At 39.8% G+C, this 21179-nt stretch carries 20 protein-coding genes; 11 read left to right on the forward strand and 9 right to left on the reverse strand.

All coding sequences use genetic code 11. The features are described from left to right. Positions 1-128: 128 nt before the first annotated feature. Genes HWE15_RS07045 through sdaAB form a run of 3 tightly spaced genes read right to left on the reverse strand, consistent with a single transcriptional unit; the run spans position 129 to position 3473 of the window. Complete coding sequence (locus tag HWE15_RS07045) at positions 129-1442, reverse strand: efflux RND transporter periplasmic adaptor subunit (RefSeq protein ID WP_290506809.1); 1314 nt, start codon at positions 1440-1442, stop codon at positions 129-131. Positions 1443-1445: 3 nt separating this feature from the next. Further along, the gene (locus HWE15_RS07050) at positions 1446-2786 is read right to left on the reverse strand and encodes a TolC family protein (protein WP_290506810.1); all 1341 of its coding nucleotides are present in this window, start codon (positions 2784-2786) and stop codon (positions 1446-1448) included. A 9-nt stretch (positions 2787-2795) separates the two neighbouring features. Then, positions 2796-3473, reverse strand: a complete 678-nt coding sequence (gene sdaAB, locus HWE15_RS07055) for an L-serine ammonia-lyase, iron-sulfur-dependent subunit beta (protein WP_290506811.1) — start codon at positions 3471-3473, stop codon at positions 2796-2798. Positions 3474-3904: 431 nt separating this feature from the next. On the opposite strand from sdaAB, the gene HWE15_RS07060 reads away from it, so the two are divergent. From HWE15_RS07060 to xylA, 3 genes are read left to right on the forward strand one after another with little or no spacing between them, the layout of a single operon-like run. After that, entirely contained in the window at positions 3905-5548 is a 1644-nt protein-coding gene (locus HWE15_RS07060) for a sodium/sugar symporter (RefSeq protein ID WP_290506812.1), read from the forward strand. Positions 5549-5551: 3 nt separating this feature from the next. Then, positions 5552-7054, forward strand: coding sequence for an FGGY family carbohydrate kinase (locus tag HWE15_RS07065; protein ID WP_290506813.1), 1503 nt, complete (start codon positions 5552-5554; stop codon positions 7052-7054). 33 nt (positions 7055-7087) lie between these two features. Then, positions 7088-8401: a xylose isomerase gene (gene xylA, locus HWE15_RS07070; protein WP_290506814.1), complete on the forward strand. Its 1314-nt coding sequence runs from the start codon at positions 7088-7090 to the stop codon at positions 8399-8401. A gap of 48 nt (positions 8402-8449) precedes the next feature. Here the strand turns inward: xylA and HWE15_RS07075 are convergent, their stop codons facing one another. Beyond that, complete coding sequence (locus tag HWE15_RS07075) at positions 8450-9514, reverse strand: alpha/beta fold hydrolase (protein WP_290506815.1); 1065 nt, start codon at positions 9512-9514, stop codon at positions 8450-8452. Positions 9515-9517: 3 nt separating this feature from the next. Beyond that, a complete protein-coding gene (locus HWE15_RS07080; RefSeq protein ID WP_290506816.1) occupies positions 9518-10105 on the reverse strand; it encodes a hypothetical protein in 588 nt (195 codons plus the stop codon). 137 nt (positions 10106-10242) lie between these two features. Between HWE15_RS07080 and HWE15_RS07085 the strand changes: the two genes are divergently transcribed. Together HWE15_RS07085 and HWE15_RS07090 are read left to right on the forward strand one after the other, a co-directional pair. After that, positions 10243-10818, forward strand: coding sequence for a hypothetical protein (locus HWE15_RS07085; RefSeq protein WP_290506817.1), 576 nt, complete (start codon positions 10243-10245; stop codon positions 10816-10818). A 9-nt stretch (positions 10819-10827) separates the two neighbouring features. After that, positions 10828-11328, forward strand: a complete 501-nt coding sequence (locus tag HWE15_RS07090; RefSeq protein WP_290506818.1) for a hypothetical protein — start codon at positions 10828-10830, stop codon at positions 11326-11328. Between the two features lie 2 nt (positions 11329-11330). On the opposite strand, the gene HWE15_RS07095 is transcribed toward HWE15_RS07090, so the two are convergent. Together HWE15_RS07095 and HWE15_RS07100 are read right to left on the reverse strand one after the other, a co-directional pair. Next, complete coding sequence (locus HWE15_RS07095; RefSeq protein ID WP_290506819.1) at positions 11331-11648, reverse strand: antibiotic biosynthesis monooxygenase; 318 nt, start codon at positions 11646-11648, stop codon at positions 11331-11333. Positions 11649-11660: 12 nt separating this feature from the next. Beyond that, on the reverse strand, positions 11661-12875 hold the full coding sequence (locus HWE15_RS07100; RefSeq protein WP_290506820.1) for a serine hydrolase: 1215 nt from the start codon (positions 12873-12875) through the stop codon (positions 11661-11663). A 158-nt stretch (positions 12876-13033) separates the two neighbouring features. Between HWE15_RS07100 and HWE15_RS07105 the strand changes: the two genes are divergently transcribed. Then, positions 13034-14281 (forward strand): NAD(P)/FAD-dependent oxidoreductase, encoded by a 1248-nt coding sequence (locus HWE15_RS07105; RefSeq protein WP_290506821.1) that lies wholly within the window; start codon positions 13034-13036, stop codon positions 14279-14281. Here the strand turns inward: HWE15_RS07105 and HWE15_RS07110 are convergent. Next, on the reverse strand, positions 14275-15228 hold the full coding sequence (locus tag HWE15_RS07110; RefSeq protein WP_290506822.1) for a ThuA domain-containing protein: 954 nt from the start codon (positions 15226-15228) through the stop codon (positions 14275-14277). The genes HWE15_RS07105 and HWE15_RS07110 overlap by 7 nt on opposite strands. 53 nt (positions 15229-15281) lie before the next feature. On the opposite strand from HWE15_RS07110, the gene HWE15_RS07115 reads away from it, so the two are divergent. Both HWE15_RS07115 and HWE15_RS07120 read left to right on the forward strand, forming a co-directional pair. Further along, the gene (locus tag HWE15_RS07115) at positions 15282-16262 is read left to right on the forward strand and encodes a PmoA family protein (protein WP_290506823.1); all 981 of its coding nucleotides are present in this window, start codon (positions 15282-15284) and stop codon (positions 16260-16262) included. Positions 16263-16362: 100 nt separating this feature from the next. After that, complete coding sequence (locus HWE15_RS07120; protein ID WP_290506824.1) at positions 16363-17310, forward strand: aldo/keto reductase; 948 nt, start codon at positions 16363-16365, stop codon at positions 17308-17310. A gap of 18 nt (positions 17311-17328) precedes the next feature. On the opposite strand, the gene HWE15_RS07125 is transcribed toward HWE15_RS07120, so the two are convergent. Next, positions 17329-17949, reverse strand: coding sequence for a phosphoribosylanthranilate isomerase (locus HWE15_RS07125; protein WP_290506825.1), 621 nt, complete (start codon positions 17947-17949; stop codon positions 17329-17331). A 120-nt stretch (positions 17950-18069) separates the two neighbouring features. Here HWE15_RS07125 and HWE15_RS07130 point away from each other — a divergent pair, with 120 nt between their 5' ends. Genes HWE15_RS07130 through rpe form a run of 3 tightly spaced genes read left to right on the forward strand, consistent with a single transcriptional unit; the run spans position 18070 to position 21090 of the window. Further along, positions 18070-18744 (forward strand): hypothetical protein, encoded by a 675-nt coding sequence (locus HWE15_RS07130; protein ID WP_290506826.1) that lies wholly within the window; start codon positions 18070-18072, stop codon positions 18742-18744. Further along, positions 18737-20398: a S8 family serine peptidase gene (locus tag HWE15_RS07135; RefSeq protein WP_290506827.1), complete on the forward strand. Its 1662-nt coding sequence runs from the start codon at positions 18737-18739 to the stop codon at positions 20396-20398. The genes HWE15_RS07130 and HWE15_RS07135 overlap by 8 nt, the downstream gene beginning before the upstream one ends. A gap of 41 nt (positions 20399-20439) precedes the next feature. Next, positions 20440-21090, forward strand: coding sequence for a ribulose-phosphate 3-epimerase (gene rpe, locus HWE15_RS07140; RefSeq protein WP_290506828.1), 651 nt, complete (start codon positions 20440-20442; stop codon positions 21088-21090). Positions 21091-21179 lie beyond the last annotated feature (89 nt).

The following is a 21179-nucleotide window of genomic DNA, read 5'->3' on the forward strand; positions in this document are numbered from 1 at the left end:
AAATGCAATTAAAGATAACGTAATTTTAAAATAGGAAGTGAATTGAAATAGTTCACTTTTTGCTTGGAGTAATAGGTCAAAAAAAAGCCCTGAAATTTAATTCCAGGGCTTATAAATGGTGTTAATCATTAATTTTCTTTCGGGTTTTCCGGAGCCTTGGTGACCTCAATTTTATCACCATCCTTCAATTCCTTACTAACTGTGAAATAGGGTCCGGAGATTACTTCGTCTCCCTCTTTAAGTCCTTCCAATACTTCAATGTTTTGATAGTCAGAAATACCGGTTTTGATCTGGCGCATCACAGCGCTACCATTTTCAACCAAGAAGACTAATTCTTTCAATTGAGTGGTTGTCCCACCTTCTAGTGTATCAACTTCATTCTCCCGAGTTGTAACAGAGGAGAGGGGAATGGAAAGAACATCTGATTTTTCTGTGGTGATGATCTCAACAGAAGCGGTCATACCTGGACGGAAAGGATATCTATTTCCCTCTTTTACCAAGTCTTCATAAGATGAGTTAAGAATTCTAATCTTCACCTTAAATTCTGTCACAGCATCTGCAGAAGCTTTGGTATTGGCAGTATTGGCAATGCTCGTTACCACACCCTTGAATTTTTTACCAGAGTAGGAGTAGGCATCTACATCAATAATTGTAGTATCACCCTTACTGAGGCGAACTATATCGTTTTCGTTGACATCAACCCGAACCTCCATCAATGAAAGGTCCGCGATGGTCAACATTTCAGTACCAGCCATTTGCTGAGTTCCTACCACACGTTCTCCTTTTTCTACTAGAAGATTGGAGACGATACCGGAAACTGGTGAATAAACATTGGTTAGGCGAAGGTTTTCAGCTGCTTCGTTAACGGTTGCTTGTGAACTTTTTACGATAAATTCTGCAGCTACTACATTTTGCTTTGCGGCTTCTAAATCTTTTTGGGCTGAAATGTAAGAAGCTTCCGCTTGCTCAAAATCAGCATCGGAAATTGCCTTTTGATCGTAAAGTACCTTTTGACGTTTGTAATTCAATTCACTTTGTGTGAATTGCGCCTCAGCGCGCTGTAGACTAGCTCTGGCTTGTGCAAGGTTAGCTTCCTGCTGATTTAAGTTTGCACGGGCACGATCTAAAGCCGAAATAAAGTTGTCAGGACGAATCTTCACTAAGAGTTTTCCAACCTCAACAGAGTCACCTTCTTGAACATTAAGTTCAATAATTTCACCAGCAACATCTGGACTTAGGTTGACTTCGATCTCAGGTTGGATTTCTCCAGAAGCTGATACCTTTTCAATGATTTTGGTTTTCGAAACTTTTGCTGTTTGAACTTGGGTGACTTTTTCTCCTCCAATCCACCCCGCAGATTTACCAATAATTGCGAGCAGGATAATAAAGCCCACAACTCCTAGGAGGTAGTATAGTGATTTATTTGATTTCTTGTTTGCCATGGTTTAGTTAAGATTGATGGGGTTTCCTAAATAGAAATCGAGCACTTTTACTCGGAAAATATAGGTGTACTTTGCATTTAAAAGGTCTGATTGCGCATTGAAGTAGTTTGCTTGAGCAACTTGAAAATCGACAGAGTTGATAGCTCCTAAGTCAAATCGTTGCTGTGCAATTCGAAGCGATTCTTCTAGGCTTTCCACTCGGGTAAGAGATGCTTGATAGGAACGTTCTGCAGCCAAGGCCTGATTGTAAATGGTTTCAATATCTTGGCGAAGTTGGTTTTTAGCTTCTATTTCTGCTACTTCTGCCAATTGACGCTGAACCCTAGCTCGTTGCAAACTTGATTTATTATTAAACTGTGTGAAAATCGGGATATTCAATGAGAGGTTCACAGATTGAGAAAGGTTGTTCTCGATTTGTTCTCCAAAAGTTGGTCTATCTAATCCAAATACCCGATCCACATAGTTAGTGAAGATATTTGCTCCGATGCCTAATGAAGGATAAAATGCTCCTTTTGCCGATTTTACTCCATACTCAGCACTTTCAATATTTTTCTGGGCAGCCAAGATTTCCGGCATAATTTCCACCGCAGTGTTAAAAATTTCAACTGGGTTTTCAGTCGCCATCAACAATTGGTTAATTTCTAATTGCGGCTCAATGACATCAAATTCTTCAGTGAAGGGAATCTGCATGGCTTGTGCAAGGTTCAATTTGGAAATCCGAAGCGCATTTTGAGCATTGATGACTTCCAATTCATTGGTTGCATTTTGAGCCTGCAAGTCCAATTGATCTGAAATAGGAAGGGATCCTGCCTCAACCAATTTGGTTGTACGCTCTAATTGCTCCTGTGTGGTTTTTAATTGATTTTCAGCAATCTTTACCTGTTCACGGTTGAATACCACATTGATAAATAGATTGATGATATTTATCGTGATGGTGTTTTCAGTTGCCTCAATGTTAAACTGACCAGCCTCCAAGTCGGTCTTTGCTTGGTTCACGGAATTGTTGATTCTTCCCGCTGCAAAAAGCGTCAAATTGGAATTCATGGAAAGGTTGATGTTACCGATCCGTTGAGTTTCGAATAAGTTGGTTACCGGGTTAATCGAACGACCCCATCGGTAACCGCTACTTGCTCCGGTAGAAAGGGTGGGGAAGCGACTTCCTTGACGTTGCAAAAGATTCGCTTCATTTCCTACTTGGTTGAGTTGACTCCGTCTGAGCGTTAGATTGTTTTCAAGTGCAATTTCCACAGCAGTTTCCAAGTCATAAGGACCGGATACTTCTTGTGCTCGTGACTCAATTAACAATCCGCAGATCAAAGCGAAGCTTACAAAAAGCTTTTTCATTGTGGTGGCTTATAGATCTATATCTGGTATGTAAATTAATTCTTTAATCCAAGGTAAGGATTTTAAATAATCGATGGTAATCGGCTGTATGCCAGAATCCATCTCAATTACGTGGCAAGCTAGGTCATTTTTTCCCTTTCGAGAAACAGACATGGTTGCAATATTTGTTTTTTCTTGGGCAATTACAGAAGAAATAAAGGCAATTGCTCCAGAAACATCCTGAGCCTTAATAATCAGGGTGTGCATTTGGGCAGAGAAGTTAGCCACAAAGCCATCTACCTCGGCAATGTTGATTAAACCACCTCCCAAACTTTCTCCAAGAACTTCTACTTGCCTATCTCCTTTGGAAAGGGTGAGCTTGATCGTGTTTGGGTGATGCACTGAAGAATTGCCGATGGATTTAAAATTATAAATCAATCCTTTTTCTTTTGCAAGACTTAAAGAGTTCTTGATTCGTTCATCATCGGTTTTGAAGTCCATCAGGCCTCCTATAATGGCACGGTCGCTTCCATGTCCTTCATAGGTTCTGGCAAAGGAATTATAAAAGACAACCGTGGCTTTTTCTGGAATTCCTCCTAATATTCGAATGGCAGCTCGGGCAATGCGGACTACTCCTGCTGTATGAGAGGAGGAAGGTCCAATCATCACGGGTCCGATCATATCAAATACACTGCTTTTCCCAGACATGGCACCTAATACCCAATTATTATGCTAATGATTTCAGCTAACTTCTTTTCGGTCCAAAAATGAAAATATTTAAGGATTTTACAGAATTATTTTAAAGCTCCTTTCAAAATTATTTGAACTGTGGACAAATCAAACCCTAATACTGTACGTTTTCGGGCAATTTTTTGAACGGTTTTGATACAGTAGTCCTTGCGGAATATACCCTTTGAGTTTTCCGCTTTGAGGAAATGGGATCACATACTTTAGCATGATCAAAAATCACTGTCAATTGAATCCACTCAAAGGCCATTAAAAATCGATTGGGGTTTATCGGTGTAAAATTACATGCTGCCATGCAGGACTTTGTTCGAATGTTTTATATTTAGAGGCTAATTTAGCCATTAGTCTTTAACCCAAAACCTTATTAGTTAAGCTCAATAAACCTAAAATTTATGCTCTTAGAACCCTTAGACCTTGCAGTATTTATAGGATACTGTTTATTAATTGTTGGCATGGGAATTTTTGTTTCTCGAGAGAAAAAAGGCCATGTCAAAAATTCATCTGACTACTTTTTAGCATCAAAAGCGCTCCCTTGGTGGGCCGTAGGTGCATCCCTTATTGCTTCAAATATTTCTGCTGAACAGTTCATCGGAATGTCAGGTTCTGGTTTTGCCCTCGGTTTGGCCATTTCTACTTATGAATGGATGGCAGCAGCGACCTTACTCGTTGTCGCAATTTTCTTTTTGCCGGTATACATCAAAAAAGGGATTTACACGATGCCGGGATTCCTTTTGGATCGATATGATACACGGGTACGTACTACGATGGCCGTTTTCTGGCTCTTGTTATATGTGTTCGTAAATCTAACTTCTGTATTGTATTTGGGGGCCTTGAGTTTGAATACCATTCTTGATATCCCCTTAACCTATGGGATCATAGGTTTAGCTGTTTTTGCAATGGTTTACTCCATCTATGGAGGCCTCAAAGCAGTTGCATGGACTGATGTAGTCCAAGTTTTCTTCTTGATAGCCGGTGGTTTGGCAACTACTTACATTGCCCTTCAAATGGTAGGAGGAGGAGATGTTTGGGAAGGGATAAGTCTCCTTCGAAAAGAGGTGCCTAATCATTTTTCCATGATTCTCTCAAAAGGTGAAATGATGATTCCCGATGGAAAAGGAGGGACTTATGATGCCTATTTGGATTTACCAGGTTTGAGTGTATTGATTGGAGGGATGTGGATTGTGAATCTAAGTTATTGGGGTTTTAACCAATATATCACGCAGCGAGCCTTGGCGGCAAAGAGCTTGGATGAAGCACAGAAGGGGATGATTTTCGCCGGATTTTTGAAGATTTTGATGCCTTTGATTGTGGTCATTCCTGGTATTGCAGCTTTGGTGATTGTGAATAACGGAATGGATTCAAGCTTTATCTCTTCCATGCAGGATCCAATGACTGGCTTGGTAAAATCCGACCGTGCCTATCCTACCTTGCTTCAATTACTTCCTGTTGGTTTGAAAGGGCTTGCATTTGCTGCTTTAACTGCTGCCATTGTATCCTCCTTAGCGTCCATGGCTAATAGTACATCCACCATTTTCACCATGGATATTTATAATAAATACTTTGGAAAGAACTCCACAGAAACACAACAGGTACGCGTGGGTAGAATTACAGCAGTGGTTGCCTTTATTATCGCAGCTTTCGTTGCACCAGCATTGGGTCAACTTGATCAAGCCTTCCAGTTTATCCAGGAATACACTGGCTTTATTAGCCCAGGGGTATTTGCTATATTCTTCTTTGGGGTATTTTGGAAAAAAACAACTTCAAACGCAGCCTTAGTCGGTGCTGGTTTAAGTATCCCGCTTTCCGTTGTTCTAAAGTTTGCTTTTCCAGCCTTGCCATTCATTGATCGAATGGGAATTGTATTCTTAATTCTGGCGATACTAATGATCAGCATCAGCTTGATCGAAGGAAAAGGGAAAGATCATCCCAATAGCATTGAAATTAACCGAGATTTGTTTCGGACCAGTACAGGTTTTAAAGTGGGAGCCTTCTTGATTTCCGGAATTATTGCTGCATTGTACATTATTTTCTGGTAAATCATGCGAAGCTTATTATTAGGACTTGATATTGGAAGCTCCTCGGTCAAAGCTTCCTTATTGGATGCAGATTCTGGTTCAGCTTTGGTGTCTAAGGCTTTTCCAAGTCAGGAAATGCCAATAGCTTCACCCCAAACAGGTTGGGCAGAACAAGACCCAGAAATGTGGTGGGAATATGTTCAACAAGCTTCCCGTTACGTTCTTAACCAAGCCGGAGTCCAAAAGGGTGAACTGAAGGGTATTGGTATTGCTTACCAAATGCATGGTTTGGTCCTTGTGGATGAAAATCAACAGGTGCTTCGCTCTTCTATAATCTGGTGCGACAGTAGGGCAGTGGAGATCGGGGATAAGGCTTTTCAACGGTTAGGCGAGGAGTATTGTCTGAATAACCTGTTGAATTCTCCTGGAAATTTTACAGCTTCCAAATTGCGATGGGTGATTGAGAATGAGCCTGATTTGCTCTCAAGGATTCATAAAATAATGCTTCCGGGTGATTTCATCGCCATGAAGCTGACGGGTGAAATCTTTACTTCAGAAACAGGTCTTTCTGAAGGGATTTTCTGGGATTTTCAGAAAAACGGGATCAGCGAGCAGGTTTTGAACGATTATCAAATCCGAAAGGAATGGATTCCAGAAGTTGTTCCTTCCTTCTCTTTACAGGGAAAGGTAACTTCAGAAGCCTCTAAATTAACCGGAATTGAAGCTGGCGTTCCTGTTTCATATAGGGCGGGAGATCAACCGAATAATGCTTTCTCTTTGCAAGTTTTGAAGCCAGGTGAATTGGCAACTACTGCCGGTACATCAGGTACAGTTTACGGTGTTTGTGACACGCCACTTTTTGATCCCCTTTCCCGTGTAAACACCTTTGTTCATGTCAATCACCAAAAAAACGCTCCTTCTTACGGCGTATTACTTTGTGTGAATGGAACAGGAATTTTGAATAGTTGGATTAAGCGTCTCATGGGAGCAGCTCGTATTGAATATGATGAGATGAATAATTTTGCTGCCTCAGCAGGGATTGGAGCTGAGGGATTGCTTTTTATCCCCTTTGGAAATGGTGCTGAGCGAATCCTTCAAAACAAGCAAATAGGTGCTCACATGATTGGGTTGGATTTGCTTAAACATGACAAAGGCCATATGATTCGAGCCGCTCAAGAAGGAATAGTAGCAGCATTAACCTTTGGATTCAACATTATGAAAGATATGGGCTTAGACCTTCAGACGGTCAAAGCCGGTCATGCAAATATGTTTTTGAGCCCCATTTTCAGAAAAACCTTTATTCATATGAACAAAGTGGAATTGAAACTGTATGATACAGATGGCGCGCAAGGTGCCGCAAGAGGGGCAGGAATTGGAGCTGGAATATTTTCCAATGAATCTGAGGCTTTTGAAGGGTTGAAGTTGTTGGAAACCTATGAGCCCAATGAAAATTTCTTTGAACCCTATGCAGAATTATTCTCCCGTTGGAAAAATTGCCTTCAGGAAATTCAAAAAATGAACGTATAATTCGAAAATAAACTCAAACCTAAAATAACTCATATGTCTAAACGGTATTTCCCTGAAATTGGAAAAATTGGCTATGAAGGCCCTCAGAGTGATAATCCACTAGCTTTTCGGTATTATGATGAAAATCGGATAATTGGTGGAAAGACCATGAAGGAGCATTTCAAGTTTGCGATCGCATACTGGCATTCCTTCTGTGGTACTGGAGCCGATCCTTTCGGCCCAGGAACGATCATGCATCCTTGGGATGCTAATCCTGACCCCATCCAACGTGCCAAGGATAAGATGGACGCTGCTTTTGAATTTATCACCAAAATTGGCGCCCCTTACTATTGTTTCCATGATGTGGATTTAATTGATGAAGGATCATCTTTATCCGAATATGAAAAGCGGATGGAGATAATTACCGATTATGCTCTTGAAAAACAAAAAGAAACGGGAGTCAAATTACTTTGGGGTACAGCCAATGTGTTCAGTAACCCGCGCTATATGAATGGGGCTTCAACGAATCCGAATTTTGAAGTGGTTGCATGGGCAGGAGCTCAGGTAAAAAATGCCTTGGATGCGACGATTAAATTGTCAGGTGAAAATTATGTATTCTGGGGTGGGCGAGAAGGTTATATGTCTTTGCTCAATACCGATATGAATCGTGAAGTGGAGCATTTGGCACAGTTCCTTACAATGGCTCGGGATTATGCGCGTAAGAATGGATTTAAAGGAACATTCTTCATCGAACCCAAACCAATGGAGCCCACCAAGCACCAATACGATTATGATGCAGCTACAGTGATTGGTTTCTTGAGACACTATGGCTTGGATAAAGATTTTAAATTAAATATTGAGGTCAATCATGCCACCCTAGCCGGCCACACCTTCCAACATGAGTTGCAAGTAGCAGCAGATGCAGGTCTTCTCGGAAGTATTGATGCAAACCGTGGCGACTATCAAAATGGATGGGATACCGATCAATTCGCCATGAACCTGCAGGAGTTGACAGAGGCCATGTTGGTGCTTTTGACCTCTGGAGGTCTTCAAGGAGGAGGAGTTAACTTTGATGCAAAAATCAGAAGAAACTCAACCGATCCGGATGATCTTTTCTTGGCTCATATTGGAAGCATGGATGCTTTTGCAAGGGGGATGCTAATCGCCAGTGATATTTTGGAAAAGTCAGATTACCTCGAGCGAAGAAAGCAGCGTTATGCTAGTTTTGATGCAGGTAAAGGGAAAGATTTCGAGAGTGGCAAACTGAATTTGGAAGACTTGAGAAATTATGCAGCTGAAGTCGGAGAACCTGCTCAAATCAGTGGTAAGCAAGAATATTACGAAAACTTATTAAACCGGTTTATTTGATTTGGAACCTACCAAAAAAGCCAGCAGAATTATTTCTGCTGGCCTTTTTTATTTTCCTTGCATCAATGAATCTGCTTTAATCAATTCATCTACTTGCTGTTGGAATTTTGGACTTGGAGGAATACCTACCACATTTTCCAGAAAATCTATAGTTTCAAAAAGTACACCTTCCCAGTCATTTGATGTGATCGAACTAGCGATCACGTGGTCTCCGGAATTAGGAAATGCTTTTTCTCGTTTTAGTTGTTCGGGAGTGGCTATTTGTTGATACATCTCCAACATTTTTGGAACTGAAACGACCGGATCCTGTTCATTTTCATTTTTATAATAATAGCCCAAGAAAAAGGGTTGATTGATTTTTTGAAAGGTCTCTTTGTTCATCATACTGTAAAGAATCACCGCTAAGCTTTCATATCCATTCATATGGTAATCTTCTGACCAATAAGCTGCTTTATCTCCTTTTCTATCTTGGTGAATCACCTTGTTTTCCATCATGGCTTTTTCCATGATCCATTGGGTCCAAGGTTTAAAAAATCCTCCAAGTCGCTCTCCATTATCTCGAATAGCAGGAGAATACACAACCACTGCTTTGATATCTGGTTGCTGGGAAGCAAGGACAAGGGTTAAGGCTCCTCCCATGGAAGTTCCTACTACAATGACTTCATCTCCTAAGCTTTTTCCAATTTCATAGGCTTCTCCAGCAGCATCCACCAAAGCTTGGGCAGATAGGTATTCCATTCCATTGTCTCTTCGGATTCCATGTTCTGGGAGGCGGGTGACATACAGATTGGCCCCAAAATGTTCTGCTAGAAAACGATGAACAGGATCACCCTCCATGGGGCTTGCTCCAAAACCATGGATATATACAATTGAATAAGGGGTTTTTCGGGGATTCAATTCGTCAGCCCACTGAATGTATGCCTCATTTCCTTCTTTTAAGCCGATGACACTATCTTCTCTTGTGTTGACATAGTCTATCAATTCACTGACACGGGTAGGGACTTCTGGATAGTGGACTTGAAGGTCTTGTTTTTCAACCTGTGGGCCCAAAATGTAAACGATGGCTAAAACCATAGCCAAGGCGAAAAGCACAAGAAAGATTTTTCGAAGCATAGTCTAGTTTGTAGTAAGGACGGGGGAACTTGATTCAAAAATAAGCTGTCTTCCGTCTTTAAGAAATAAATAAGTCCGTGTATGTATCTGAGAATTATTCTCTAATTGACCAGAAAATTTTAAACTAAATAGGTTTTCAAATTTGCTAAAATCTCGAATTTCAGAAAGTGGAATTTGATCTCGATTTTCAAATAGGTAAGAAATATCCGAACCTGCCTGTAGGTTGCCCAAAGGTTTGGTCAAGGTCACGGCAATGTTTGAAATATTAGTGAAATTATAAAGAGGAAGGCAAGTGAGGGCATAAGCAGCACCCAAAGGGGAGAAAGCTGAAGAATTATCACTGAGTAACTCTAGATCCAATTCAACGACTAATTCAAATTCATTTAAGGGGACGGTATCTGCATCCGTAGAGAAGCGGTCATTTTTATAGGGAAGGTATTTAACCTGAATATCAGTGGCATTTGCCTCTCGAGCACCAGGACAGCGGCTATATAAATCAGGCAACTGTTCCTGTACACAAGATTGGCCTACTAGGAGTATAAAATAACCTCCGATTAGCAGAAGTAAGGAAAAGAATTTTTTATTCCTCATTTTCATTCACTTACTACTAAATTAAATGAATTATTCCCAGTTTTAGAGGAATTCTAAATCTTTAACAATTATTTGAATTTTTGTTAGTTGGAAGTATCCTTTCTATTCTAGTTTCCGTTTCGGCTAAAAAGTGTTTTATGAAAAAAATTATCTTCTTCGCTTTTTCTTTGTTCTTAGTTCATTCGCTGACTGCGCAGGATATTGAAAAATTGCCCACCCAATCTATTTTTGTCGAAATAGGTGGTCCCGGGCTTCCATATAGTTTTAATTATGATTTCCGATTTAATAAGGAAAAAATGGACTCTTGGGGACTTCGTCTTGGAGCGAGTGGATATGCAGTCTCCGGAGGAGAATCTTTTTTCTCAATACCTATCATGGCCAACCGACTCTATGGCAAAGGTCCACATTATTTTGAGATGGGTTTTGGGTTTACCTTTTTTGGATTCAATGATAGTAGCGAGGATTACTATTGCATAGATGGGTATTTTGATCAAAATACCGGTCAATATGTATGCAGCAATTATGGAGGTAATGACTACTCCTTTATTTTGGATGTAGATGGCTCTCCAAGTGTGATGGGGACGATGAATTTTGGCTATCGAAGAATACCCGTTGATGGTGGTTTTATGTGGAAAATCAGTTTGAATCCGATTTTCAACAATAATGGATTTTGGCCTTTATATGCCGGAGTTGGATTAGGGTATGCTTTTTAGGGAGAGTTTATGAAAAAGTATTTATTGTTTTTTTTGATTTTTCTGGGGTTCCAAGTTGCCATTCAAGCTCAATCACCAGAAAGAGAAAAAGGTCGGGGGGTATATGTGGAACTGTTTGGAAATGGTATAACCTATTCTTTCAACTATGATCAACGATTTGCAAATCGTTTTGATGGTTTAGGGTATAAAGCAGGGATTTCGTATTTCGCTATAGATGGAAGTTCATTGATGACCATTCCGGTAGGTTTGAATTACTTATTGGGAAAGGAAGGAAAATACTTTGAAATGGGTATGGGGGCAACTTATCTACGTGGAGCTGATAAGGCTAATAATTTTACAGTAGGAGACTCCCGAACCGTAGGGGATGGTTTTGTAGGAACCATGGTATTTGGCTATCGCCGTGAGCCTGTGGACGGTGGCTTTTTGTTTAGGGCTTCCTTAACTCCCGTATTTACGGGAGAGTTCTTTTGGCCTTTGGCTGTAGGAATAAGTTTTGGCTATGCTTTTTAATTCTACCGCTCAAAACCGTAGTCTTTTTCCACCAAACAAATCCGGGTTTTGAAAGATTGGTACCATGCATCTTTTCCTAGTTTTTGAGCGAGTTGATGTTCGCTTACTTCTTTCCATTTTTTAATTGATTCAAGATCTTTCCAATAGCTGATTGTAATTCCCATTTGGTTGCGGACGCTCTCATGGCCCAAGTATCCAGATTGCTTCTCAGCTAATTCTACCATCCGTTCTGCCATTTCATGGTATCCATCTTGATTTTCAGATAAATAATTCGTAAAAATTACTGCGTAGTAGGGTGGACTGGGAGTAGGAGCAATCATCACTGGCGAAAATTATTGGATACTTTCTAAGATTAAACGTATAAGTTCTGCTTTATCTCCATTAGGAATCCATCTTGCTACTACCACCAAATCGTTTTCCTGATCTACATAAATCATATTTGTACCAGCTCCAATATGTAAAAAGGCGGATTCTGGTGCAGCGGGTACTTGTTCTTTATCCTGATTCAAGAAATAATTCATAAATCCATAGCCGGGATTGGCAGGGGTAGGAGTTTTAGATTTTTTGATCCAATCCTCAGAAATGAGCTGCTTTCCATTCCAATTTCCATTGCGTAAAGTGAGGTAGCCAAATCGTGCTTGATCCCATGCAGACAGCATCATTCCTCCTCCCCAATGAGATCCCCCACTTACAGATTGAACAATTTGTCCATCCAATACCACAAAGGAGTTTTCATATCCGGTCCATCTCCAAGTATCACTAGCTCCGATGGGGTCCATGATTTTTTCCTTCAGTACAATGGGTAGGGGTTTACGCCAAATATTCAAAAGCGCAAGAGCTAATACATTGACTCTTGTATCGTTGTATTCATACTTGCTTCCGGGTTCATTTTGCGGTCTTGCTCTCTTTTGAGCAACTCCCTCCGCTGGACGGTCTGCCCAGTCAGGTTTTCCCCAAAGACTTCCTTCCCAATCGGAAGTTTGTCGTAATAAATGATCCCAAGTGATTTTTCGGTTATGCTCGGTCCCGAATAAATCAAACACATCATCTTGCTCAAAGTTATCTGCTTTATTCATCATCAACCTTTCAGGTTGATAAGGGTAAATTGGCGCCATGTAGGGATAAACCAAATCATGTTCGCTTTTAATTAATCCTTCCTGAACGGCAAGTCCTGCGGTAGTTGACAGAAAACTTTTAGCCACTGAAAAGGTCAAATCTACTCGATTAGGATCTCCCCATTGACCGACCACATATCCCTTGTAAATAATCAGTCCAGTCGCAGGTCCGCGTGTTTTCATAGGACCTACCGGATAACCAAAAGGCTCTCTACCAAATCCGCTTTCGTAATGGGCAATTTTTAAATTTGGATTCGCATTACTCTCATGAGCAATAGCAAAGTCTATGGCCTCCTGGATTTTTTCAGGATTTAGATTGAGTTCTTCAGGTGACTTTTGTTTCCAGTTTTCTTTTTCTGGGAAATAGGTTTGTGCAGAAACTTGCGTGAGGCTAAATGGCAAAAAGAAAGCCAGTATAATTCGTAAATTCATTTTTAATTTTTTTGTGATTTTAAGAAAATGATCCGGATTGGTTTTGACCATTGGTGGATTTATTGAATTTCTACAAACTCTTTACTTTCGCATAAGTTATCAAGATTGAAGATATCCTTTAAAGGAAAAAAGTTTTCAGCATTTTTACCCAGCAAATGATGAGAGAAGAAAAGATTTACATTATCGGAGCGGGCCTATCAGGTCTTATTGCTGCCCTGGAATTAGAAAAATCCGGATTTCGTCCAATTATTTTAGAGGCATCGGATCGAATAGGAGGCAGGATGAAAACTGATGAAGTGGATGGGTTTTCATTGGACCATGGCTTTCAAGTATTGAATACGGCTTATCCTGAGGCAAAAAAATATTTGGATTTCCAAGCCTTGCATTTGAAGACCTTTGATCCCGGAGCGGTGATTTTTGCAGGAAAGGAATCCTATATTATTTCCGATCCGATGCGTAACCCATTGAAGGTGGTGAGTATGGCATTTTCAAAAGTGGGGACTTTTATGGATAAGGTGAAGATGTTCACCCTGACACAAGATTTGAAGCAGAAAAGCTTTGAGGAGATATTTAGCGCTGAAAGTATTCCTACCCATCAATACCTGAAGAATTATGGTTTTTCAGATCAGGTAATTCATAATTTCTTCAAACCTTTCTTTCGTGGAATTTTCCTTGAGAAGCATTTAAATACATCATCCCGAATGTTTGAGTTTGTATTTAAGATGTTTGCCAAAGGTCATGCTGCAGTTCCGGAAAAAGGAATGGGTGAAATCCCTGCCATGATCCGGGAGCAATTGAGCTCAACCCAAATCTTTTTCAATCATCCAGTTGCTGAAGTTGAAGGAACAACAATTACGCTTGAAAGTGGGGAAAAGTTAGAAGCTGATCGAATCATTATCGCTGTACAACCTGATCGAGTGATGAGGCAACTTCAAGGGCAGTTTTCAGCGCCAAGGTCAGTGATAAACTTGTATTTTTCCCTTCAAAAATCCTTCCTGGCAAGGCCGATGATTGGATTGTTAGTGGGTGATCATTTGATTAATAATCTCGTCTTCATGGATGATGTATCCCCTGCCTACAGTAAAGATGGAAGAGCTTTGTTATCAGTAACGGTACTGGAGTCGGATTTGGATGAAAAAGACCTTGTAAAGGAAGTACAAAAGGAACTCAGTGAATTGTCTGGGATCAAACCGGATTACTTTAAATTCATTAAAAGTTATCCGATTCAGTATGCCTTACCTTATGTCGATGATTTGAAATATTCAATTCCAGCTACCGAATGCAAGGTTTCTGACCATGTCTTTCTTGCAGGAGATTATTTGTTAAACGGCTCAATCAATGCAGCAATGACATCAGGTAGACTCGCTGCAGAAGCTGTAAATCTCTCTTTCATGCCCACTCATTGATTTCCTAAAGGAGAATCATCGCAGGATACATCACCTATGACGTATTGTATTGCATCCAGAAAAAATTGAAGCAAGGCCGGATTTTCAAAACTTTGGGAATTGTGCGAAGGCGAGGCATAAAACACTTTTCCCTTTCCCTCTGATCTGATCCAAGCTGCATAGGTTTTGGGATGTATTCCAGTTCCTTTTCTTTTGCCTTGGATTTCCTCATTCTTGAAATACAATAAGGGCCTGAAGTTCAGTTTTTCATAGGCATTCATGTAAAAGTAAGGTTCATCAATATGCCGGAAACCTTCAGAAGGGAATGCTTTTGTAAGCGGGTGGTTCGGGTCTTCAACCCAAACCGTGAATTCTTGCTGCGGGGGATGGTAATCAAAACTTCCACCAACCAATTCGCTGAACGCATTGGATTTGTTTTGAGTAGTAATTCCTCCATGCAAGACCATCAATCCTCCTCCTGATTTTACATATTGAATAAGATTTTTTTCCAAAGACAAAGCTTTATTCATTAGCTCAACCGAGTCGGCTGATGAGGTAAGGCTCAATTGATCCCAAAATAGATTTCGGTGCTCTGGTTTTGAACAGGTATTATTGAGTACCACCGCATCAAACTTTTGGAGGTTTTCAAGTTCGAAATTTTGGATATCCTTGCTTCCCATAACTTCAAAGACCCCTGATTTTTCTCCTAAAATTCGGATCATTTCTTCAGTATGAGGGATCACCCAATGCTCAAAACCAGTATGGAGGGAAAAAACCAAAACCTTTTTCTTTTTAGAAAACGGGAATCTTGATTTCTCAGGAGCTAATTGTTGGATTTTTTCCAGCCAAGCTTGATCCAAGGTGATCTCAGGTAAGTCTTGTGAATAGGAGTTCTGAGTACTAACTAGAAGTGCTATCCCTAAAAAGCAGGGCCAAGCTGTTTTCTTTATAGTTCTGATTATTTTCAAAGTTTAATAGCTTAAGTTTCAGAGAATCTTTTTTACAATTTCTACAAAAACCCATGCGATTCAAAAAAATTAAAATCTTGATTCTTTTCAATTTGCTTCCATTCCTGGTAAAGGCTCAATCGGTTCGGTTAATTGAATTAGATTCTGCCGTTAATTTTTTTATCAATGAGCAACTGGTCTTGACTTATCAAAAAAGTAAAATGGCTGTTCCGGCAGGAGTTCCAGCTTCTTTCTCAAAATCAGGCTTTATTCATCCTTTAAAGACCATAAGCGGGGAGGTTTTGACTCGGGTTCAGCCTTCAGACCATTACCATCATTACGGAATTTGGGGACCTTGGACGAAGGTTAAGATTCAGGATAGAGAAGTTGATTTTTGGAATTTGGGTGATCAAAAAGGAAGAGTGGAGTTTGCTGAGGTATTGGGACAAAAAGCGGATGCTTCAGGTGCTGAATTTAGTGTGAGGCAACATCATTTTGATTTAACTGGATCTTTTCCCAAGCAACCTAGTTTAGTTGAGGATTTAAAGATTCGGGTAGAGCCAATATCAAAAAAGAGGTATTTAGTGGATTATCATTCAACTTTTACCAATCAATTAGAACATTTCATTCTTTTCGAGGCCTATCGCTATGGAGGAGGGATTGCATTTCGTGCTCGTCAAAATTGGAATCCAACGAATAGTGTGATTTTGTCTTCAGAAGGAAAAACGTGGGATGAAGTTGATGGGACAAGTGCCCGATGGATCATGGTTTCTGGATCTACAAATAGCCCCGAGGAAAAATCTGGAATATTGATTCTAAGTTATCCTGGAAACTTTTCGCATCCAGAGCCACTTCGGGTTTGGCCTTCAGATTCGAATGATGGTAGAGAAAACGTGTTTATAAATTTTACTCCAACCCGAAACCAATCTTGGCGAATTGAGTCTGGAAAAACCTATACTCTTTACTATCGACTCATTGTATTTGATGGAGAAATTAGTCTTGAAGAAGCAGAAGACTATTGGTCTACTTTTTCTTCAATTTCTATCCAGAAATAAACCTTTTGTATCGATTTTCATTAGTATTAAGAGGGCTATTGATTGACCTTTTGCGTTTGAATTGTTTATTTGAAGTAGTAAACCCCATAGTAATTATTATATGAAAAATGTAGTGTTTAGAAATGGTGATAAAATGCCAATTGTTGGCCTTGGTACTTGGAAAAGTAAACCCGGCGAGGTAAAACAAGCTGTTTACTGGGCCTTGGAAGCAGGCTACCGTCACATTGATTGTGCAGCAATTTATGGGAATGAAAAAGAAGTGGGGCAGGGATTGGCTGAAGCTATTGCAGGCGGAATCGTAAAGCGATCCGATGTTTTTTTGACTTCAAAACTTTGGAATGATTCACATAGGATGGAAGATGTGGGACCTGCTTTGGATAAATCATTGGAGGATTTGGGATTAGATTATTTGGATTTGTATCTCATCCATTGGCCTATTTCATTTAAGCATGGAGTTAGTTTTGCATCTCATCGAGAGGAGTTTTACACCTATGAAGATGTGCCTCTAACCCAAACTTGGTCTGCTATGCAGGAGCAAAAAGCCAATAAAAAAACCAAGCATATCGGGGTTTCCAATTTTAACAGCACCAAACTGATGGAGCTAATAAAAATGAAGGAAGAGGTTCCGGAAATGAATCAAATCGAAATGCATCCTTTTCTTCCCCAAGAGAAGTTGGTGGAGTTTTGTAGACATCATCAAATCCTGCTTACAGCCTACAGTCCTTTAGGTTCTCCAGATTCTCGCTCTGAAAAACATAGCCAGGATCCAAAACTTTTGACAAATCCTGTGGTATTGGAAATTGCCAAAAAACATGGTGTATCAGCAGGTCAGGTTTTGATTGCGTGGTCTGTTGCTCGGGAAGTTGTTGTAATTCCAAAATCAGTCAACCAAAGTCGAATACTTGATAATCTTAAGGCTGCTGATTTAGAATTAGATGCGCATGACCTGATGGAATTGCGGGACATTGGGATTAATCACCGATTTGTAGATGGTACTTTTTTCACACAAGGACATAGCCCATATGAATTAGGTGATCTTTGGGAGTAGAGCTTTGTTTACGTGGTCTTATTCATCTACCTCGAGCTCTTCCAGTATTTCGGCAAGTTCATCGTAGTCTTTAAGTCCAGGCTTGATTTCCTCGCCACCCTCTAAAGCAATTCCAAATAATTTCAAATCACTTAGTAAGCTTTTGACGTTAAATGGTGTAATTCCGCCGGCTAGGATGACTTTAGCTTTTTTGGCAAGTAGTGCTAAGGATTTCATCTGATCTCCATCGAGGGTTGAAGAATCTGTTGTAATTAGAAGATGGATATGATTCTCCTGAATTTTTTCTGCAACAGCTTCTTCGATGTGTTTGACTTCTTTTAAAGGAGCTTCGAATACAAGTTGATACCCTTTACCTGCAAAGTCTAAAAGCGTGTTCAAGTGGTTGTGCTGAATCCAGGTTACTGTAGGGTACTTTTCTAGTTTTTGAGAAACAATAGAAGTAGGATCATCTTTAAACTCAGCACAAAATTCGCAACCTGAAACCCATCCAGTGATTTCTAGGAACAAATTGGGAGATACAAACTTATCTGAATTTTCATCCAGATTGAATCCGATTACATCTACATACATACCGGAACTATAGCGTGCATCACTGAGATTGGTTACTCCACTTATTTTTACGAAAGTACTTAAAGCCATGTCAAGGAATTTTAAGCGAAGTTACTCATTCATTATTTTATAACCAGTGCTTTTAGGCTATCCATTTTTGGTAACTGTCTTTTTTTGTAGAAAAAGCGTAATTTTAAGCGTTTAGTATATATGAAGCGATTTCTAGCAGTTTTATTTTTCCTTTCGCCTATATTCTTTTCCTGTGACAGGGAAATAGAAGTTCCTAACTCTAATTCCGGATTTAGTTTTTTTCCTTTTTTGATAGGGAATTATTGGATCTATGAAGTTGATGAGCGGATTTATTTTGGAGAAAATGACTTTGAGGATCGTAGTTTCTATTACCGGGATTTGATTCGAACTGTCTATGTGGATGATGCTGGAGAGCAGGTGTTTATTGTGCAGCGAGATTGGTCTTCTGATCAGGAATCCTGGACTTTTGAAACAGAATATACCTTAGTTGTTCGGGGTCAAAATCTTATTATGAATCTAAATAATTCCCCGATCGTGGTTTTAGCTTTTCCTATTCAAGACGGACTTATGTGGGATGGAAACCGTTTTCGCGATGCTGTTCGGGATGATTTTCAGATCGAGCTAGAAACCCCAATTTCTTCAGAAAATGTAAGGCTGAAAGTGATTCAAGAAGAAGCTGATGATCTAATCACCTTCCGTGACAAGCGGTATGATGTATTTGAAGAAAATGTGGGTTTGATTGAACGTTATTACGAAGTATTAACCTATTGTTCAAGAAATGATTGTTTGGGAGATCAATTGATAGATTCCGGGAAATTTGTACATATGAGATTAATACGATCGGGAAATGAATAAATTCTACCTTACTTTTTTATTGTTTTTTTTATTTTGCAGCCATCTGGTGTTGGCTCAGGACCGATATGCGGTTTTTTATAAAAATAAAGCAGGAACAGAATTTAGCTTAGATAAGCCGGAGGATTTTTTAACTCAAAAAGCACTTCAACGCCGAATCAGGGAAGGTATATCTATAGACAGTACCGATTTGCCAGTTTCTCCAAAATATATTCAGGAAGTTGAAAAGCATACAGACTACCTATTGTATCATTCCAAATGGATGAATGCCTCTTTGATTGTTGCCGATTTGGAGACGATTTCCATTCTTGAGCAATTGCCATTTGTAGATCATATAGAAAAAGTAGCAAAGGGATTTATTCCTAGACCCAATGATCGGATGCAATCTCAGGGTTATGAAACCAAGATTCGAAAATTTTTACCCCTCGATAATGCACCTGCTCGAACCTTGGCTAATGAAGAGTTGCCCACGGACTTTCAGAATTCACTACTCGGAATTGACAAAATGCATGAAGAAGGTTTCAAAGGAGAGGGAATAATTATTGCGGTGTTTGATGTGGGATTTCCTGGAGTCAACACGATTAATGCTTTTTCACATTTGATAAGAAATGGTCAAATTATCGATCAGAAGGATTTTGTGAGACCATGGAGTTCCAATGTTTTTACTGATCATCCTCATGGAACCAATGTATTGTCTCTTATTGGCGCTTATGAGGAAGGAACCTTTGTTTCCGGCGCACCGAATGCCGAGTATTTTTTGGCGATCACAGAAGAATTAGCTACTGAATACCAAATTGAAGAATACAACTGGCTCCGGGCAGCCGAATATGCTGATTCTATAGGCGTGGATATCATCAATAGTTCCGTGGGATATTTTGATTTTGATGATCCTTCTATGAATTATTCATTTGGGGAATTGGACGGACAAACAACCATCATTACCCAAGCGGCAAATCTTGCATCAGCCAAAGGGATATTGGTTATAAGTAGCGTGGGAAATTATGGGCCAAATGAGCCAAGCTTAACAGCTCCTTCTGACTCTCCTGATGTTTTGGCCATTGGTTCGGTGAACCAAGATTTAACAGTTGTAAATTCAAGTTCCCGTGGCCCAACGGGAGATGGAAGATTAAAACCTGATCTGGTTGCATTTGGGAATGGACTCCCCATAATCCGAATTAATGGTAATGTTGGACTAGGATATGGAACATCCTTTACAGCTCCGCAAGTTGCAGCCTTGGCTGCTGGTCTTTGGCAAGCAAAACCCGAGTGGACTCGAGAAGAATTAATCGATGAATTGCTAAGAAGTGCTACGCAATTTGATAACCCTGATAACACCTTTGGGTACGGGATTCCCGATTTCTACAAAGCTTATTTTGGAGAAATCTTGAGTGTGGAGGAAAAAACAGAAGAACAACCATGGAATGTTTACCCTAATCCGCTTATTGGAAATGAATTAAAAATAAATTTTGGATCGGGATTAAAGTCTAATTTTACATTGATTGATCTAAGCGGAAGAGTTATTCGAACGAAAGAATTGGAACGATTTAACAATAAAAACCCCTTTGAAATTTCTTTGGAAGGGATTCCTTCAGGCTTATATTTGATTCAGCTTCAGGATCAAGTTGAATTAAAGTATCGCAAACTAATTCGCCATTAACTTATCAGAATTTTCATCCAATATTTTTGAATTTAAAAAACATGTCCATCCAAGTAGCTCCTTCTATTCTTGCCGCAGATTTTGCAAACCTTCAATCTGAAGTTGAAATGCTGAATCGTTCAGAGGCTGATTACATTCATGTGGACATTATGGATGGAGTATTCGTTCCCAATATTTCATTTGGTATTCCAGTTACCGAAGCTATTTACAGACATTCCAAAAAGCCTTTGGATGTTCATTTGATGGTGGTAAACCCTGACCTGTATTTGGAGGCTTTTCGAAATGCAGGTGCTTCTGTCATTTCAGTTCATTTGGAAGCTTGTTCTCATTTGCATCGTAGCCTGCAAACAATCAGATCTCTAGGTGCAAAAACGGGAGTGACCTTGAATCCACATACGCCTGTTTCAGGATTAGGAGATATTATTCAGGATATAGATATTGTTTGCCTCATGTCTGTTAATCCTGGATTTGGTGGTCAGAAATTCATTGAAAATACCTACCATAAGATTGCCAGGTTAAAAGACCTTATTTTGTCAAAAGGGTCAAAAACTCTAATCGAAGTAGATGGAGGGGTAAACCTTGAAAATGCGCCTCGATTAAAGGAAATGGGGGCTGATATTTTGGTGGCGGGAAGTTTTGTTTTTAATTCTATGGATCCGGTTAAAACCATCGCTGATTTAAAAGCCATCTGAATTTCAACCTTCTACCGCTTGTCATAAAATTTCCAAAATAAGCCTGAAATTCTTGATTTTTTAGCGTGGGTTCTATTTTTTGCAATCTT

Origin of the sequence: Algoriphagus sp., from assembly GCF_013373065.1 — a bacterium.
Lineage (GTDB): Bacteria > Bacteroidota > Bacteroidia > Cytophagales > Cyclobacteriaceae > Algoriphagus.

Excerpts from the sequence above, each read along its gene's own strand:
- HWE15_RS07100 (WP_290506820.1), bottom strand. The coding sequence starts at position 12,875 with ATGAATTTACGAATTATACTGGCTTTCTTTTTGCCATTTAGCCTCACG.
- xylA (WP_290506814.1), top strand. The coding sequence starts at position 7,088 with ATGTCTAAACGGTATTTCCCTGAAATTGGAAAAATTGGCTATGAAGGC.
- sdaAB (WP_290506811.1), bottom strand. The coding sequence starts at position 3,473 with ATGTCTGGGAAAAGCAGTGTATTTGATATGATCGGACCCGTGATGATT.
- HWE15_RS07120 (WP_290506824.1), top strand. The coding sequence starts at position 16,363 with ATGAAAAATGTAGTGTTTAGAAATGGTGATAAAATGCCAATTGTTGGC.
- HWE15_RS07125 (WP_290506825.1), bottom strand. The coding sequence starts at position 17,949 with ATGGCTTTAAGTACTTTCGTAAAAATAAGTGGAGTAACCAATCTCAGT.
- HWE15_RS07130 (WP_290506826.1), top strand. The coding sequence starts at position 18,070 with ATGAAGCGATTTCTAGCAGTTTTATTTTTCCTTTCGCCTATATTCTTT.
- HWE15_RS07065 (WP_290506813.1), top strand. The coding sequence starts at position 5,552 with ATGCGAAGCTTATTATTAGGACTTGATATTGGAAGCTCCTCGGTCAAA.
- HWE15_RS07075 (WP_290506815.1), bottom strand. The coding sequence starts at position 9,514 with ATGCTTCGAAAAATCTTTCTTGTGCTTTTCGCCTTGGCTATGGTTTTA.
- HWE15_RS07115 (WP_290506823.1), top strand. The coding sequence starts at position 15,282 with ATGCGATTCAAAAAAATTAAAATCTTGATTCTTTTCAATTTGCTTCCA.
- HWE15_RS07045 (WP_290506809.1), bottom strand. The coding sequence starts at position 1,442 with ATGGCAAACAAGAAATCAAATAAATCACTATACTACCTCCTAGGAGTT.
- HWE15_RS07085 (WP_290506817.1), top strand. The coding sequence starts at position 10,243 with ATGAAAAAAATTATCTTCTTCGCTTTTTCTTTGTTCTTAGTTCATTCG.
- HWE15_RS07090 (WP_290506818.1), top strand. The coding sequence starts at position 10,828 with ATGAAAAAGTATTTATTGTTTTTTTTGATTTTTCTGGGGTTCCAAGTT.
- HWE15_RS07050 (WP_290506810.1), bottom strand. The coding sequence starts at position 2,786 with ATGAAAAAGCTTTTTGTAAGCTTCGCTTTGATCTGCGGATTGTTAATT.
- rpe (WP_290506828.1), top strand. The coding sequence starts at position 20,440 with ATGTCCATCCAAGTAGCTCCTTCTATTCTTGCCGCAGATTTTGCAAAC.
- HWE15_RS07105 (WP_290506821.1), top strand. The coding sequence starts at position 13,034 with ATGAGAGAAGAAAAGATTTACATTATCGGAGCGGGCCTATCAGGTCTT.
- HWE15_RS07080 (WP_290506816.1), bottom strand. The coding sequence starts at position 10,105 with ATGAGGAATAAAAAATTCTTTTCCTTACTTCTGCTAATCGGAGGTTAT.
- HWE15_RS07095 (WP_290506819.1), bottom strand. The coding sequence starts at position 11,648 with ATGATTGCTCCTACTCCCAGTCCACCCTACTACGCAGTAATTTTTACG.
- HWE15_RS07060 (WP_290506812.1), top strand. The coding sequence starts at position 3,905 with ATGCTCTTAGAACCCTTAGACCTTGCAGTATTTATAGGATACTGTTTA.
- HWE15_RS07135 (WP_290506827.1), top strand. The coding sequence starts at position 18,737 with ATGAATAAATTCTACCTTACTTTTTTATTGTTTTTTTTATTTTGCAGC.